Here is a 17,125-nt window from a genome sequence, read left to right on the forward strand (position 1 = left end):
CGCCAAAGAATGTCGCAAGTCAATCATTTGATCGAGACGGGCGCGGAAAAAGTCGTCGATAGCCATCTTAAATATTAAATACCTTAATTTCCCTCAGGTTTAGATGCGGATATTATGAATTCTTGAGAGTTTAGGAAGTGAATTTCTTCCCTGAAACGGAGAATTCATGAGGATCTTAGGCATTTTGCAGGACCGACTAGATATGGATTGGGGCTTGTATAGATGCCAGCATTGGGTGAACGCTTTTGCGCGACTAAAGCAGTATCGGGCAGTAGCAACACGATACGACAAACTCAAGGGAAATTACGAAAGTATGGTTGCCATGGCGTGTGGATATCTGTGGCTACCTATGTGAAATGTCAACAGCCCCCAGATTTATAGATATAATTATCAATTAAAAAGGATGGTTATTCTTGACCCTCCTTTTCGTTTTTTACTAAGCTACAGTAGCTAGTGGATTGTTCCAGTAAAACCATTACCGTTCGTGGTGAGCTCGTCTAACTGACAAGCAATTGATTAAAATATGAATTCTATAAGATTAGGTCAAGCGATGTATCTGCATATATTTTACTGAAGCGATCTGCTAGTTAATCTCTTTCACCAGAGAAGGCTAGCAGTAGCTGCAGCAAGCTGATAAACAAATTGTAAATACTCATGTAAATGCCCATGCTGCCATTACATAGTTAGTTTCACCACCATTAACAATGACAATGTGACTCAAACAAGATAAGTCCAGAGAAAAGCAACATTGCAGCGGCAGAGATTGCCACTGAAACTGCGGGCATCGCAAAGAGTAAGCTAGCCAGCGAAGCTAGAATGAGCAAGACTAATCCTACAAGCAAGAAATTACGCATAAAACCAAAGTCTTTACGCGTTACCGTAGCGATTCCTGCAAGAGTAAAAAAGATTATGCCTGTTCCGGCTGCTGCTGTCCCAATTAATTGCGTTCCATTACGAAAATTCAGCGCATATTGAAGCACGGGCCCTAGCCACCAGCCCGCGACAAATGTGAATGCGAAAAGCAGTAACACGCCCCAGATACTGTTACGGGTAGCGCTCACTGCAAGCATTAGACCCATCATTGCAGCTAACATGACCAATGAACCAACGATGGGTGATTGGGCGAGAAAAGGGAAGTTTGTATTTGTTCCGATTGCCGCACCGATGATGGTCGGAGTCATTGTTAAACCCAGCATCCAGTAGGTATTCCGCAATACCTGATTCAGGTAATAGTGCTTAAACGTCCGGTAGCCCGACAGATGAAATCCCGCCACGATCGTCATGACTTCACGAAGACAAAGCTCCCCTCGTCGCCGACGCGGCTTTGGCGAGGATTCCAGCAAGCGCTGCTTCTACCACACGACTCAAACTCCTGACAAAAGTCGTCAGTCGCACAAAAAATCGCTATAGCATCCATCGGAATCTGACTCCTCTAGTGATGAAGTTCTTTCCTAAAATCGTTTCGTCATAAGGAATTCCGATTCCTTTTACAGCTTTTCTTACGTCGAACTCACGTTAAATTACTCAAAAAGATTGATAATGCCGTCCAGTCCCACAAAATTAATTGAATAAGTTGATTTTTCCCGTAGGATGGGCTTGGCATGGTAAGCAATACCGATGCCGGCTGATTCCAGCATTCTTAGATCATTTGCGCCATCACCAATAGCAATAACCTGTTCTTTTCTGAGACCTAACTCATCTTGTATGCGCTTTAGCGCTTCAGCTTTTCCTTCTGCACCGATAATCTTGCCAACTACCTGGCCAGTTAGTTTTTTATCCTTGACTTCCAGTGTGTTTGCAAAAGCAAAATCTAAGCCTAGCTTTGCTTTGATCTTATCAGTAAAGAATGTATAACCGCCGGAGATCACCATGGTTTTGAGACCCGCCATTTGCATATGCTGCAGCATTTTCTCCGCGCCAGGATTTAATTTAACCTTTTCGTCATAAACTTTTTGTAGCGCTTCTTGCGGCAATCCTTCCATAAGTGCCGTGCGACGAATCAGGCTCTCGGCAAAATCAATCTCACCTCGCATGGTGCTCTGTGTGATTTCCGCAACTTGTGGTTTGACATTGCACATGCCAGCCATTTCATCAATCGATTCAATGGCGATCAGTGTTGAATCCATATCCATTGCAACCAACCCAAAATTGGTTGCCTTTGTTCCAATCGGAACAAAGGCATAATCGAGTTGTACTTCAGCGCAGTATTCGGGAATATCGGGGTGTGTCCTGGCATTTACCAAGCGGAACGCTTGTTTGGTAACACGCTCAATATGGCTGGCTTGTGCAAGTTTTGCAAGTGCCCTAAGGTCGCTGTTTTCAATATCTAATCCTTGGATGATGAGGTTCATGGAGTATCTCGTTATTATTAGTTATGATCTTGGTGCGAATTGGAGCAAGCGCAAAGCAGAGTGCTCCAGATGCACTGGATTTTTATAGGCAGGGTTTGAATAAATGCTCGTTTTAATTCGAAACTGATTTTAAGATAGAGATTCTACTACAGTTAAGCGATATTGCTTATTTTGACTTTATGCAATAAGTGCGGCGATAATCCATGCAGGTTTATTTCTGAATTTCTTTCGTCTTAGAGAATACTTAAACAAGGAGTAGAAAGTGGATTTTGCAATCAAACTCGGCACCCCAGAAAAACAGCGTGGAGCCTGTGTTGTGGTAGGTATATTTGAATCACGCAAATTGACCGAGCCAGCTAAAATTTTGGATGATGCTTCAAAAGGCTACATCAGTAATATCTTGCGTCAGGGTGATATGGAGGGTAAAGCAAATACAACTTTACTATTACATGGCGTTCCCGATATTCCAAGTAAGCGGGTGATGTTGGTTGGATTAGGCAAAGAAAAAGATTTTAATGACAAGGCATATCAGCTTGCTGTTTCAACGACATTCAAGGCGCTACATCAAACAGGTGCTGCAGACGCTACCCTCTTTCTGGCAGATATTCCATTAAAGCAGCGGCGGGATGTTGCGTGGAAAATTACCCAGACTATTATTATCGCGACGGAAAGTGCTTATCGTTTTGATCGCCTCAAAAGTAAACCAGAAAAAGAATCTTCAATACTTGACAAGGCTACGATATATGTAAACGACCAAGCATCGTTGCTAGTCGGAGAGAAAGCTCTTCAACAGGGTCTCGCTATCGCGCGTGGTATGAGTGTCGCCAAAGATCTTGGTAATCTGGCGCCCAATATCTGCACACCGACATATCTTGCGGAGCAAGCCAAAGAAATGGCTAAGCTTTATAAGCTCAAAGTTTCTGTTTTAGAGCAGAAAGACATGGAGAAGCTTGGCATGGGTGCTTTTCTCGCGGTAGCTCGCGGCAGCCATCAACCGGCTAAACTCATTGCGCTGGAGTATCGCGGTTTGGCAAAAATGGAAAAACCTATTGTGCTGGTAGGTAAAGGGGTGACTTTTGATACAGGCGGAATTTCATTGAAGCCGCCTGCAGAGATGGATGAGATGAAATTTGATATGAGTGGTGCGGCCAGTGTTTTCGGTACCCTGACTGCGGCGGCGGAAATGAAGCTCCCTCTCAATATTGTCGGTATCATTCCTGCAACTGAGAATATGCCGGGTGGTAATGCTACAAAACCCGGAGATGTGGTAACGAGCATGTCTGGACGCACGATCGAGATTCTAAATACGGACGCTGAGGGGCGGCTTATTTTATGCGATGCGCTGACGTATGCAGAGCGGTATAAGCCAGATGTTGTTATTGATATCGCAACGCTTACTGGCGCTTGTGTGATCGCTTTGGGGCATATGGCGTCAGGCTTAATGAGTAATAATGATCAGCTGGCCGAGGAATTGTTGCAGGCTTCCGAATTGTCGTCGGATCGCGCCTGGCGATTGCCGATGTGGGATGATTATCAGGAATTGTTGAAGAGCAACTTTGCGGATATGGCAAATATTGGTGGGCGTTCAGCAGGAACAATTACGGCTGCTTGTTTTTTGTCGCGCTTTACAGAAAAATATTCATGGGCACATCTCGATATTGCAGGTACGGCCTGGAAGAACGGTAAAGAGAAAGGATCTACTGGTCGTCCGGTGCCGCTTTTGACGCAGTTTCTGCTTTCACGTGCGAAAGCATGAAGCCGAGCATGGATGGAGGGATGATGCAGTGTAGGAAGTACTGGAGCTTTAACGAAGATGATTGTGGTGATGGATTTAGCGCTTAAACAATGACGCAAATTGATTTTTATTCAGGAGCGTCTGATAAATTGCTGGTTGCATGTCGTTTGAGTGCAAAAGTGGTTCAGCAAGCGCTCAGAATGATGATTTATATACCGGATTCATTGCTTCTGGATCGATTTGATAAATTGCTTTGGACATTTTCTCCCATCAGTTTTGTTCCGCATTGTCACGTTGGGGACAGGTTAGCTGACGTGACAGCGGTGATATTAAGCGGAAATAGTGAGGAAACTCAGCGGATTGAACATCATGAAGTCTTGCTTAACTTGCATGATGAAGTGCCACCATATTATGATCAGTTTCAAAGAGTGATTGAAGTTGTTGGGGATGAACCTAATGACAAGATTGCTGCTCGTAAACGTTATCGTTTTTATCAGGAACAGGGTTTTGGTGTGCGTCACCATAGGCTGGATCAGAATCAGGATTGAACCAGACCATAACGATTCTTTCTGTCTCATTTCACTATGAGTGATCATTCCGAGATGCCGTCCAAGATTGATGATGAAATCTTGCTGAATAAGTTGGATATTGTATTGCTGCGATATCGGAAGGAGTCTTCTGCATTGATTCATCCCAAAGAAGCAGTATCCCCATTTCCAGTTTCTTCTCAAGTTGTTGGGCGTCAATCAGAAAATATACCGGCATCAGCAAATCAGGCGATTCCGACATTGACCGAGAAATGCTCATTGCCCTCAGTAAACTGGCCGGTAGAATTGGATGTTTCCCTGTTACTTTGTTATGCATTCGATGCGGCACTTAGGGAAACTCAAATCAAATTAAGTCCAGCGGATCGGCTGGCATTGCTTCAAGCATTATCGCGACGCTTGCCTAAAAACCTGTAAGTCTAGTAGCCTTGCTATCAGCGGTAAGGCCTTCCGATATAATGGCAGATTTTTTCTTGCTAATTTTAACAGACTAATTTTCATGGAACTTGCAAAAAGTTTTGATCCAAAGCTCATCGAAGCGCGCTGGTACTCAGAGTGGGAGTCATCAGGTTATTTCAGACCAACAAATGAAAAAGGTGCTGCCGCTTACTGCATTGTGCTGCCCCCTCCTAATGTCACCGGTACCCTGCATATGGGGCATGCGTTTCAGCATACCTTAATGGATGCGTTGATTCGTTATCATCGTATGCTGGGTCATAATACATTATGGCAGCCAGGTACCGATCATGCGGGTATTGCAACACAAATAGTCGTCGAGCGTCAGTTGGATCAAGAAAATATTGATCGACGAGAGCTCGGACGCGAGGCGTTTCTCAAGCGTGTCTGGAAGTGGAAGGAGGAATCGGGTTCAACCATTACGCGTCAGATGCGGCGAATGGGTACTTCTTGCGACTGGTCGCGCGAGCGTTTTACTATGGATGAAATGCTTTCCCAGGCAGTGACAGAGGTATTTGTACGGTTATATCGAGAAGGATTGATTTATCGTGGCAAGCGTCTGGTTAACTGGGATCCCGTGCTGCAAACAGCAGTATCTGATCTGGAAGTCATCTCGGTAGAAGAAACTGGCTCACTCTGGCATATTTGTTATCCATTTGAGCAGGATACAAGCGCTACATTGCAGGAGGGCGGGTTGGTTGTTGCGACAACGCGGCCAGAAACTATGTTGGGTGACATGGCGGTTGCTGTCCATCCAGAAGATGAACGCTACCGGCATCTGATCGGACGGCATCTGCGATTACCCCTCAGTGAGCGTACGATCCCCATTATTGCGGATGATTATGTTGATCCAACATTCGGCACAGGATGTGTGAAAATTACGCCGGCACACGATTTTAACGATTATCAGGTCGGATTACGTCATAAGCTGGTTCCGCTTAATATTTTTACGCTTGATGGAAAAATCAGCGAATTTGCTCCGGCTGAATATCAAGGAATGGATCGTTTTGAGGCGAGAAAAAGGATAATTAGCGATCTGGAAGCACAGGGGTTGCTGGTCGAAACGCGCTCTCACAAGCTGATGGTACCCCGAGGAGATCGTACTCAAACTGTTATTGAGCCCATGCTGACCGATCAGTGGTATGTGGCTATGGAGGGGATGGCCAAACGTGGCTTGGAGGCGGTGGCGAGTGGTGAAGTTCGTTTCACGCCAGAAAATTGGACGCATGTTTACAACCAGTGGTTGGAAAATATCCAGGATTGGTGTATTTCTCGGCAATTATGGTGGGGTCACCGAATTCCAGCATGGTATGACGAGGATGGCAATGTCACGGTTGCGCACAATCTTGAAGAGGCGCGGCAGCTATCAGGTAAGGAAAGTCTCAGGCAAGATGAAGATGTGCTTGATACCTGGTTTTCTTCCGCATTATGGCCATTTTCCACGCTGGGATGGCCACAACAGACAGCCGAGCTCAAGACCTTTTTGCCGACTTCGGTGCTAGTGACCGGGTTTGACATCATTTTCTTCTGGGTTGCGCGTATGGTCATGATGTCACTTCATTTTACCGGAAAGGTGCCATTCAGGGAGGTTTATGTGACCGGATTAATCCGTGATTCGGAAGGTCAAAAGATGAGTAAGTCCAAGGGAAATGTGCTGGACCCTCTCGATCTGATCGATGGCATTTTGCTGCCGGAATTGGTCAAAAAGCGTACTATCGGTTTGATGAACCCCAAGCAGGCTGAATCAATCGAGAAAAATACACGCAAGCAATTCCCGCAGGGTATACCTGCGTTTGGTACCGATGCGCTACGCTTTACTTTCGCGAGCTTGGCTTCACATGGGCGCGATATTAAATTTGATTTGCAGCGATGCGAAGGTTACCGAAATTTCTGTAATAAGTTATGGAATGCAACTCGTTTTGTGCTTATGAACTGTGAGGGGCAAGATACTGGCTTGGATGATACGTTACCTTTGGCATTTTCTCATGCGGATAAATGGATTATCGGTCGATTGCAACAAGCTGAACATAGTGTAGCGCAAGCGTTTAATGGTTACCGTTTTGATTTGGCTGCACGCGAGATCTACGAGTTTATCTGGGATGAATACTGCGATTGGTATGTAGAGTTTGCTAAGGTTCAATTAAATTTTGGTAGTGATGCTGAACAACGTACTACCCGCCGGGTCTTGGTGCGAGTGCTCGAAACTGCGCTTAGGTTGGCGCATCCTGTGATTCCGTTTGTTACTGAGGAGTTATGGCAGAAAGTTGCACCACTGGCAGGTAAACAAGGCAAAAACATCATCTGTCAACCTTACCCACTGGCCGATCTTACGCGCATTGACGAGGAAGTCAGTAGTCGTATTGCGTTGCTCAAAGAAATCATTAATGCATGCCGTGGATTACGTGGCGAAATGAAGTTATCTCCAGCAGCGAGAATTCCCTTGCTAATTGAGGGTGATCAATCTGCGTTGGCAGGTTTTTCTGCTTACTTGATGGCATTGGCTAAGTTATCTAATGTGGAAATTATGCCGAATGGGTTCCCGGATGCGGATGCGCCGATTGCTGTCGTTGGAGAATTTCGATTGCTGCTTAAAATTGAAATAGATGTGTCGGCAGAGCGCGAGCGACTCCAAAAAGAAATTCTTCGCTTGGAAGTCGAGATCAGCAAGGCAAGAGCAAAACTTGATAATCCGGATTTTGTACAACGTGCGCCAGAAAAAGTAGTTACTCAGGAGAGGGGCCGTTTGGCAGGTTTTAATGCAATGTTGTCTAAGTTGATAGAACAATTGCAAAGACTAAATTAGTCTTTGGAGTATGCATTCCTTGTTTTAAGAAAGAAAACTACTAAATGCCAACGGCTGTGTGAGGAAAGCTGGAAAATTGCTTGATTGAGATAAATTGATAAATACTTAAATGGACGAGATCAGTGGAGAAAATGCAACCCATCGAGAAGAAGCGCCAGGGTGGATTGTTGATGGCGATGATGTGGCTGACAACTGTGAGTACTTCACTGTATGCGGAAAAATCGGGCCTCCAGAGCTTACTTACTGAGGGGCGAATTATCTCTCATATGGGATTTGATATGGATGGATTATATGATCCATTTATCTTTCATGCGCTGCCTCACCCTGGGTACTTGTTTTATAGTCCATGCTATCCTTTCGTGACTTGTGCGGCTTTCCATCAATACCGGTTAATTATGAAGCGCAAGCAAAGGTTGCAAAGACTTCGTGAACGGAGCGAGCAACGGGCATCGGGAAGATCATTTATAGGCCGACAGCGCACAGAGTCTTATCAAATGAATGAAAATGAAATTCTTCCTGGATTCAGGGGCTATAGTCAAATCCGACCTGAGTATAAAGGTATTGGCGATTATTTACCTGAGTTCTCAGAAAAAGGGACTTCAGCAGTAGGGAAATAGGATTGTTTTCTTTTTTCACTGGTCTAGTGTAGAGCTTACTAGTTTAATTAATATTTATTTATCCTATTAATGCAAATTTCAAGGGATGTAAAGATTTTCTAGTATTAGATTTTATCTTGGCTTACATCCATTTCCTTCCTTTTTTCGTGGTGCGGGATAAGAGTAAGGGAAGTCATCAGAATGAATAAATAAATGGGCGGAGCTTCTTCTTTCTCGCAAAAAAGGAAGACTTTCTTTTGCGAGAAAGAAGGGGAAATTAAAAATCCCCACATTTGAAACAGGGGAATTTTTCTATAAGAATCATGATTTTCCCTTGTGAGTACAAAACTGACATGCTAGAATTATTAGCAGTATTATTGGGTAAGTTAGTGGCAATAAAAACTATTAGAGATTTGTATAAATTTAGGTTGTGAAGTGATTTGCAGTTAGGTGGTTTATACGTCCATTTGCATTTGTATCAAATGAGCGCGATTTTTTAGTATGTGAAATTAGACAAAATTAGTAATTTATGTGGGGGGGAATATGAGCAGTAAATCAGTAATGGCCCTGGTAGGGTCTGCAGCTCTTGCTTTTTACTCAAGTATGGCGTTTTCCAGTAAATATAATTTTCAGGAACCGCAATCTGTAATTGCTCAAGATATCTATGATCAGCATATTTGGGCATTGTGGATTTGTTTGGCAATTTTTGTTGGTGTTTTTGGCGTAATGTTTTATTCGATTGTGAAACACCGCAAGTCAGTTGGTTACAAGGCTGCAAATTTTCACCACAGTACTGCTGTGGAGGTTATCTGGACGACCATTCCGCTTTTGATTCTTGTTGCTATGGCATATCCGGCCACCAAAACGGTTATTGCGATGAAGGATACTTCTGCGTCTGATATCACTATTAAGGCAACAGGCTATCAGTGGATGTGGGGTTACGATTATCTTCAAGGAGAGGGTGAGGGGATCAGTTTCTACAGTAAATTATCCACGCCACCTGCTCAAATGGCAAATAAAGAGCCTAAGGGGGAGAATTATCTGCTGGAAGTGGACAATAATCTGGTTGTTCCTGTGGGTAAGAAAATTCGAGTAATTACTACGGCCAATGATGTTCTTCATGCGTGGTGGGTGCCTGCTTTTGGAGTCAAGCAAGATGCTATTCCAGGATTTATTCGCGATCTGTGGTTTACGGCAGATAAGCCTGGTTTGTACCGTGGCCAATGTGCCGAGCTTTGTGGCAAGGATCATGGATTTATGCCGATAGTAGTTGAAGTTCTGGAGCAAGAAAAATATGCGCAATGGGTTGCTGACAAGCAAAAAGCATCGGCGGCAGTAGTGACAACGGCTGCGGTTGGGAATTAATATTTCGATGTTTAGAGATGTAAATTCAGAAAACAAGAGTGGTAAGCACTAAGGAGAATAGTCATGGCAGTAGTTCAAGATGTACACGGTCATCACGACCATCATCCCAGTGGGATAATGCGCTGGGTAACAACAACCAATCATAAAGATATTGGCACGATGTATCTGTGGTTCAGTTTTGCCATGTTTTTGACTGGTGGTTTTCTGGCTATGGGGATTCGCGCAGAATTATTCATGCCAGGTATTCAAATATTGGAGCCAGAGCTTTTTAATTCATTTACGACACTTCATGGTCTGATTATGGTTTTTGGCGCGATCATGCCTGCATTTGTTGGTTTAGCTAACTGGCAGGTGCCTATGATGATAGGTGCGCCAGATATGGCATTTGCGCGTATGAATAACTGGAGTTTTTGGTTATTGCCAGTGGCTGGCTCATTATTGTTATCTTCATTCTTTGTGCCTGGTGGCGCTGCGGCAGGTGGTTGGACATTTTATCCGCCGCTTTCTGCGCAAGGTGGCTTGGGTGTTGACATGATGATTTTTGCTATACATATTTTAGGTGCTTCCTCAATTATGGGTGCAATTAACATTATTACCACCATTCTTAACATGCGTGCGCCGGGCATGACATTGATGAAGATGCCAATGTTTGTTTGGACCTGGTTGATTACTGCATATCTGCTGGTGCTGGTGATGCCTGTCCTAGCCGGTACGGTAACGATGCTTCTGACCGATCGTCATTTTGGCACCAGTTTCTTTAATGCAGCGGGCGGGGGTGATCCGGTTCTGTTTCAACACGTTTTCTGGTTCTTTGGACATCCTGAAGTCTATATCATGATTCTGCCGGCTTTTGGTATTGTGTCAGAAATTATTCCGGCATTTTCTCGTAAACCGTTGTTTGGTTACTCATCAATGGTATATGCAACCGCATCAATTGCTATTCTGTCTTGCGTAGTATGGGCGCATCACATGTTCACCGTGGGAATGCCTGCAGTAGGTCAGTTATTTTTTATGTATGCTACCATGCTGATTGCAGTGCCCACTGGTGTGAAGGTATTTAACTGGACTGCTACAATGTGGCGGGGATCAATGACCTTTGAAACGCCAATGCTATTTTCAATTGGCTTTATCTTTCTGTTTGTGATTGGCGGTTTCAGCGGAGTAGTTTGTGCAATCGTGCCGATAGATATTCAAGTGCAAGATACCTATTATGTGATTGCGCACTTTCATTATGTGTTGGTATCGGGTGCGTTATTTGCAATATTTGCAGGGGTTTATTACTGGCTGCCGAAGTGGTGTGGGCGGATGTACGATGAGAAGCTGGCTAAGATGCATTTCTGGTTATCCATGATTTTCTTTAACGTTGCATTCTTCGTGCAGCATTTCCTCGGATTGGCCGGTATGCCGCGTCGAATCCCCGATTATTCACTGCAGTTTGCAGATTTCAACATGATTTCTAGTATCGGAGCATTTGGATTTGGATTGTCGCAGCTGCTTTTTCTTTATATTGTGATTAAATGTATCCGTGGGGGTGAAAAGGCGGCCGATAAGCCATGGGATGGTGGAACCACATTAGAATGGACATTGCCTTCGCCAGCGCCTTATCACAGCTTCGAAACGCCGCCAGTAATTAAATAAAGCGAAGCAGTGTATATGTCGCAAGGTAATGATAATAGGGATCTAAAGCGTAAAAAACTAAAGACTGCTTTTTTATTGCTAATCCTGATGGCTGTAATATATATTTTAACGGTGATAATGAAACAATGACACAGAGCGTAACTAAGACCCATACTAATGTAGCCATGCTGAAGAAGTTACTGGTTTTTACAGTGGTAATGTTTGGTTTTGGTTACGCGCTTGTTCCTATGTACGAGAGATTTTGTGAAGTAACCGGAATAAATAATCTGTTGCAGCCAGATGTGTTGGATAAAAATATTAAAGTAGATATGACGCGTATGATTGCGATAGAACTAGACGCAAATGTACGCGGCATGCCCTGGAAATTTAAACCATTGCAAGCCAGCGTTAAAATACATCCAGGTGAGTCAATAGAAGTAATGTATGAAATCAGGAATGACTCAGATCAAGAAATTAGTGGCCAAGCAATACCAAGTTACAGCCCACGTCTCTTGGAAAAGTATTTGAAGAAATTCGAATGCTTTTGCTTTACAAAGCAGGTGCTTGAACCTGGTGAAGTAAGACAGATGCCGGTAAAGTTTGTTATTGATCCTCAAATACCTGTTGATATTAATACTGTAACTATTTCCTATACTTTTTTTGCGCTAGAACCAGGAATATAAAGGTAAGTTAATAATTAGCGGTGAGGAAAATTAATGAATAACAAGCAACAGGTGCCTGAGAGGGCATCAGCTTTACAAGTAGCAAAAGCGGTGTTCTGGGCATTTCTAGGCATACGTAAGAAAAGTGATCTTGATCATGATGCGAGAATGATAAGTCCAATGCAGGTAGTTATTGGTGGTCTTATTGGTGCAATAATTTTTGTTGTGAGTATTTTGACGTTGGTTAAATTAATAACGAGTTAATTGATTAGAAAACAAATCAGGAGGATTGGTATGAGTCAAGGAACTGGACACTACTACTATGTGCCGTCGCCATCAAAATGGCCAATCGTAGGGTCATCTGCACTATTCTTTTTAGGATTTGGCGCAGCCCTTACAATGAATAAAATGCCTACGGGCTATTATATGCTTGCGATAGGTTTTGCTATTCTCATTTATATGCTTTTTGGCTGGTTTGGTGATGTGGCGCGAGAAAGCGAAGCTGGTAGTTATGGTAAGCTGGAAGATAAATCATTTCGTTGGGGAATGAGTTGGTTTATCTTCTCAGAAGTAATGTTTTTTGCGGCTTTTTTTGGCGCACTTTATTACATGCGGGTATTATCAGTTCCATGGCTCGCTGATGTGGAGCACGATTTGCTATGGCCTAATTTTGCCGGTGGATGGCCAACTTCAGGGCCCGGTATTACGGAGCAATTTACCCCGATGGGTGCTTGGGGTTTGCCAGCCTTTAATACTTTTCTATTACTTACTTCCGGCGTGACAGTGACGCTTGCTCATTGGGCCCTTAAGCAAAATAATCGGCCAGCGCTTAAGATGTGGCTTCTTGCTACCGTTGCGTTAGGAGCTCTTTTCCTTGGATGCCAAATATATGAATATGGTCACGCATATGCTGATCTCAATCTGAAATTAACTTCAGGTGCGTATGGCTCGACATTTTTTATGTTAACGGGTTTCCATGGGTTCCATGTAACTGTGGGTACCACCATGTTATTGGTCATCTATTTTAGATGCGCAGCAGGCCATTTCAAGCCGGAGCATCATTTTGGTTTTGAAGGTGTAGCTTGGTATTGGCACTTTGTTGATGTAGTCTGGCTTGGATTATTTATATTCGTTTATTTGCTATAAGCGGAATTTGAGTCAATAGTTAATCATTTCCAAGCTCTTGATTTCTAAATAAAGATGTCAAGATGCTTGGGGATCGAGCCTGCTAGACTTAATGTTAAAGACAGCAAGCTAAATTGTAACCATTCGAGGTATGAGTGATAAATTAAAGATATGAATTATCAATTCAAACCGAAATGGTGGGTGATTTTATTAACAATAGCCTTAGCTTTAGTATTCGTTCGACTTGGGTTATGGCAGCTCTCGCGTGCGAATGAAAAAGAATTACGCCAAGAAAGAATTGAGCAATATGCCCGAGAGCCGGTTATAAAATTACCAACAACATTAATTAAATTAGAAGACTATCAGTATCGACAAGTTGAGGTGCGAGGCAGTTTTATTGAGGACCATGCAATTTATCTAGATAATAAAACTTACCAGGGAGTTGCAGGTTACGAGATTCTTGTTCCAGTTAAAATTGCAAATAGCTCTCTGCATGTTTTAGTCAATCGCGGATGGATTGCTGCTGGAACTGACCGTTTGCAACTTCCGGCTGTTTATTTTCCTAGAGGAGAAGTGACTGTAACTGGTATGGTTGCATCGCCTATGATTAAAGCAATGCAACTCTCAGAGGAAATCACAGCGGATAAGCTTTGGATAAATTTAGATTTTGAACTTTATCAAAAAGTAACAGGACTTGCACTGCAACCAATCCTTTTGCTGCAACAAGACAATCATATAGATGATGGGTTGATACGTCAGTGGGTTAGGCCAGATTCTGGCGCTTCTAAGAATATCGGCTATGCAATTCAATGGTTTCTCTTAGCTGCAACAATCTGTATTATATTTTTGATATTAAATGTCAAACGAAATAGCTCGAAAAAATAGAATTAAATTCCTCATAATGACGTTACTGATGCTGTCTCCGGTCATTGCATCTTATCTGTTTCATGTGCTTGAAATTCGTCCAGAGGGTACTGTCAATTATGGTGAATTATTAGAAATAAAAGCCTTGCAAGGCCAAGCGCTAAACATTGAGAATAACACCATCTTTCGTGTACGCCAAATACGAGGAAAATGGTCATTGATCACTATTGATTCTGGTCAATGTGATGAGTATTGCCAAAAGAAACTTTATCAAATGAGGCAAGTTCGTCTGGTTCAAAATACTGAAAAAGATCGAATTGAAAGAGTATGGTTAATTGATGATTATCATCTTCCTAATCAAGATCTTAAAAATGAATACGAAGGTACAGTAATGCTAAGTGCAAAGGATAGTGATTTATTGAGCGAATTCCCTGCATTACTTTCGCAGCGTGATCACATTTATGTGGTTGATCCAATGGGAAATTTAATGATGAGATTTCCAAGGGATGCTAACCCTACTAAAATCTCTAAGGATTTAAAGCATTTATTAAAGCTTTCTCATTTTGAACATTAAGCTTGTTATGTATATTAGTGGTAAAGGCATACATAACGAGAGTATGTAATTTAAAGAATTTAGATCTAACCTGAGTGTTTTGGAGGTGCATATATAATGAGTGCTAGTTTAGTATGGCGGCAAACAACATCGAGAATTAATCAATTTTATCGGCTTACAAAACCACGCGTTGTATCCCTAATAGTTTTTACAGCTGTAATTGGTATGTTTTTAGCTGTTCCCGGCGCGGTGCCATTAGATGTTCTATTTTTTGGAACACTAGGGATAGCTTTGGTTGCGGGCGCAGCTGCTGCGCTAAATTGCCTAGTGGAGCAAAAGTTTGATGCAGTAATGGCGCGAACCCGTGGACGTCCACTTCCTCAAGGTAAAGTCAGTGTTCCAGAAACATTATTTTTCTTGGGATTGATAGGTGGTTTGGGCTTGTTCATACTTCATCAATGGGTAAACCCGTTAACAATGTGGCTTACACTTGGGACATTTGTTGGCTATGCAATTATTTATACTGTAATACTTAAGCCGCTGACCCCTCAAAATATTGTTATAGGTGGAGCGTCTGGCGCAATGCCTCCCGTTTTAGGATGGGCTGCAGTAACTGGTCAAATTTCTCCGGATGCACTACTGTTATTTTTAATCATTTTTGCATGGACGCCTCCTCATTTCTGGGCATTAGCGTTATATAGAAAAACCGAATATGCACAGATTGGAATGCCTATGCTTCCTGTCACTCATGGTGATAATTTCACTCGTCTCCATGTGCTATTGTATACAATCATACTCTGTATAGTTACGGTACTTCCTTATATTTCCCAGATGAGTGGATTGATTTATTTGATCAGCGCACTGGTATTGGATGGAATTTTTCTTTACTACGCTTTGCAAATTTATCTCAGATACAGTGATCAGCTTGCGCGCACTACGTTCAAATATTCGATTCTTTATCTAGCTCTTTTATTCGTAGCTCTCCTTGTAGATCATTACTATTATTTCTGAAGTAACTTTCTGAAGTAACAATTTGACGACAAAAAACCCATCTTGGTAGATGGGTTTTTTATTTCATGGAAATAATTTCCCTGGATTGAGGATGTCATTAGGGTCAAATAGATGTTTGATTTTTTTCATTAAAGCTAATGTTGGGGTATCAATTTCCTTGTGAATGTAAGCACGCTTCTCGCTTCCAATACCATGTTCACCAGAGAGAGTTCCATTAAGTCGAATGACAAGATCAAATATTTCATTCAAACATTTCTCAGCGCGATGAATTTCTTCCATATTATCTGGATCGATGAGCAGGTTGACATGAATATTGCCATTACCAGCGTGCCCGAAATTTACATTCGCAATCTGATATTGGCTAGCAAGCTTGGCTAGCTCGCTTAAAAATTGAGGTAATGTATTTATCGGTACTACGACATCCTCATTAATTTTCTTTGGTGCAATGTCACGTAAAAGTGGTGATAAAGCCTTTCGGGCTTTCCATAAATTTTCTGGATTGGCTATCCGCTCTGCGTGCAATAATCCGGGATTACAACATGCCGATAAGATAGCATCAATGGTTTCTGAGATTTCATATTGAGACCCATCTACTTCGATCATTAGCATTGTTTGGGAGTTAGCAGGCAATAAATCTGGGAAGTGCCCACGTATTAAGTTTAATGAACCCGAATCAAGAAATTCTAATGCACTGGGTCCCTTTGGTGTACTCATAATCGATACAATAGCATCAGCACAACTACTGGTATCACGGTAATGCGCTACCAGACCACCTTGCATCTCAGGTAACGGGGTCAGTTTTAGTGTGGCTTCCGTAATGATAGCCAAAGTTCCTTCAGAACCAATGAGCAGCCGAGTGAGGTCGTATCCAACGACTCCCTTTGTTGTATAGCAGCCTGTCTTAATTATCTCGCCTGCCCCCGTTACTGCTTTTAATCCCAATACGTGATCACGCGTTGTACCATATTTCACAGCATGAGGACCGCCAGCACATGTAGCGAGGTTTCCTCCAATACTTGAAAAGCCTGCGCTTGAAGGGTCAGGAGGCCAAAAAAAGCCATATGGTTTGACTGCATTCTGTATTTCCTGATTCAACACTCCTGGTTCTGCAACAATGACTCGGTTTGCGGAATCAACACTGATGATTTGCACCATTCGCTCTAATGATAGCGCAACACCCCCCCTTTCCGGCAGGCTACCCCCCGATGTGCCTGTACCTCGCCCGCGAGGCGTTAGAGAAACTTTATATGCATTGCAAAGTAAAACTACTGATAACACTTCTTCAGACGTAAGCGGAAAGACAACTGCTTCCGGTGGGAAAATTTTCCTACTATTATCGTAGGCGTATGTATAACATTCAACAGGGTCAGTATAAATTCGATCGGCAGGGAATAGCTTATGAAGTTGAGCGACAAAATCTAAAGGCAGCATTTACATTACTA

Annotated in this window: 15 protein-coding genes and 2 pseudogenes; 14 read left to right on the plus strand and 3 right to left on the minus strand. The window is 42.8% G+C overall.

The window, feature by feature from the left end; all coding sequences use genetic code 11:
• Nucleotides 1-199: 199 nt before the first annotated feature.
• A pseudogene (locus tag BLW34_RS04290) lies at nucleotides 200-355 on the plus strand (IS5/IS1182 family transposase); the annotation flags it as partial.
• 232 nt (nucleotides 356-587) lie between these two features.
• Here BLW34_RS04290 and BLW34_RS04295 read toward each other — a convergent pair.
• Both BLW34_RS04295 and serB read right to left on the minus strand, forming a co-directional pair.
• Nucleotides 588-1,283: pseudogene (locus tag BLW34_RS04295) on the minus strand (Bax inhibitor-1 family protein).
• A gap of 237 nt (nucleotides 1,284-1,520) precedes the next feature.
• Nucleotides 1,521-2,351 (minus strand): phosphoserine phosphatase SerB, encoded by an 831-nt coding sequence (gene serB, locus BLW34_RS04300; protein ID WP_090576080.1) that lies wholly within the window; start codon nucleotides 2,349-2,351, stop codon nucleotides 1,521-1,523.
• Between the two features lie 262 nt (nucleotides 2,352-2,613).
• Here serB and BLW34_RS04305 point away from each other — a divergent pair, with 262 nt between their 5' ends.
• The 13 genes from BLW34_RS04305 to cyoE all read left to right on the plus strand — a co-directional run bounded on the left by BLW34_RS04305 (nucleotide 2,614) and on the right by cyoE (nucleotide 15,683).
• A complete protein-coding gene (locus BLW34_RS04305; RefSeq protein ID WP_090576082.1) occupies nucleotides 2,614-4,107 on the plus strand; it encodes a leucyl aminopeptidase in 1,494 nt (497 codons plus the stop codon).
• A gap of 89 nt (nucleotides 4,108-4,196) precedes the next feature.
• Nucleotides 4,197-4,634, plus strand: coding sequence for a DNA polymerase III subunit chi (locus BLW34_RS04310; RefSeq protein ID WP_090541470.1), 438 nt, complete (start codon nucleotides 4,197-4,199; stop codon nucleotides 4,632-4,634).
• 36 nt (nucleotides 4,635-4,670) lie between these two features.
• On the plus strand, nucleotides 4,671-5,048 hold the full coding sequence (locus BLW34_RS04315) for a hypothetical protein (protein ID WP_090576086.1): 378 nt from the start codon (nucleotides 4,671-4,673) through the stop codon (nucleotides 5,046-5,048).
• Between the two features lie 82 nt (nucleotides 5,049-5,130).
• Complete coding sequence (locus BLW34_RS04320) at nucleotides 5,131-7,890, plus strand: valine--tRNA ligase (protein ID WP_090576089.1); 2,760 nt, start codon at nucleotides 5,131-5,133, stop codon at nucleotides 7,888-7,890.
• Nucleotides 7,891-8,021: 131 nt separating this feature from the next.
• Nucleotides 8,022-8,507: a hypothetical protein gene (locus BLW34_RS04325; protein WP_090576092.1), complete on the plus strand. Its 486-nt coding sequence runs from the start codon at nucleotides 8,022-8,024 to the stop codon at nucleotides 8,505-8,507.
• Between the two features lie 522 nt (nucleotides 8,508-9,029).
• A complete protein-coding gene (gene coxB / locus BLW34_RS04330) occupies nucleotides 9,030-9,851 on the plus strand; it encodes a cytochrome c oxidase subunit II (protein ID WP_090576095.1) in 822 nt (273 codons plus the stop codon).
• Between the two features lie 63 nt (nucleotides 9,852-9,914).
• Nucleotides 9,915-11,489, plus strand: a complete 1,575-nt coding sequence (gene ctaD, locus BLW34_RS04335; RefSeq protein WP_090576096.1) for a cytochrome c oxidase subunit I — start codon at nucleotides 9,915-9,917, stop codon at nucleotides 11,487-11,489.
• A 125-nt stretch (nucleotides 11,490-11,614) separates the two neighbouring features.
• Nucleotides 11,615-12,151, plus strand: a complete 537-nt coding sequence (locus BLW34_RS04340) for a cytochrome c oxidase assembly protein (protein ID WP_090576099.1) — start codon at nucleotides 11,615-11,617, stop codon at nucleotides 12,149-12,151.
• 33 nt (nucleotides 12,152-12,184) lie between these two features.
• Complete coding sequence (locus tag BLW34_RS04345) at nucleotides 12,185-12,394, plus strand: DUF2970 domain-containing protein (RefSeq protein WP_090576102.1); 210 nt, start codon at nucleotides 12,185-12,187, stop codon at nucleotides 12,392-12,394.
• Nucleotides 12,395-12,424: 30 nt separating this feature from the next.
• Nucleotides 12,425-13,276 (plus strand): cytochrome c oxidase subunit 3, encoded by an 852-nt coding sequence (locus BLW34_RS04350; RefSeq protein WP_090576103.1) that lies wholly within the window; start codon nucleotides 12,425-12,427, stop codon nucleotides 13,274-13,276.
• Nucleotides 13,277-13,426: 150 nt separating this feature from the next.
• Nucleotides 13,427-14,140, plus strand: coding sequence for an SURF1 family protein (locus BLW34_RS04355; protein WP_090576106.1), 714 nt, complete (start codon nucleotides 13,427-13,429; stop codon nucleotides 14,138-14,140).
• 28 nt (nucleotides 14,141-14,168) lie between these two features.
• Entirely contained in the window at nucleotides 14,169-14,693 is a 525-nt protein-coding gene (locus BLW34_RS04360) for an SCO family protein (protein WP_256203579.1), read from the plus strand.
• 96 nt (nucleotides 14,694-14,789) lie between these two features.
• Nucleotides 14,790-15,683: a heme o synthase gene (gene cyoE / locus BLW34_RS04365; RefSeq protein WP_090541492.1), complete on the plus strand. Its 894-nt coding sequence runs from the start codon at nucleotides 14,790-14,792 to the stop codon at nucleotides 15,681-15,683.
• 63 nt (nucleotides 15,684-15,746) lie between these two features.
• Here the strand turns inward: cyoE and BLW34_RS04370 are convergent, their stop codons facing one another.
• A complete protein-coding gene (locus tag BLW34_RS04370; protein WP_090576111.1) occupies nucleotides 15,747-17,114 on the minus strand; it encodes an FAD-binding oxidoreductase in 1,368 nt (455 codons plus the stop codon).
• Between the last annotated feature and the right edge of the window lie 11 nt (nucleotides 17,115-17,125).

Origin of the sequence: Nitrosomonas sp. Nm58, assembly GCF_900107335.1 — a bacterium.
In the GTDB taxonomy this organism is placed as follows: domain Bacteria; phylum Pseudomonadota; class Gammaproteobacteria; order Burkholderiales; family Nitrosomonadaceae; genus Nitrosomonas.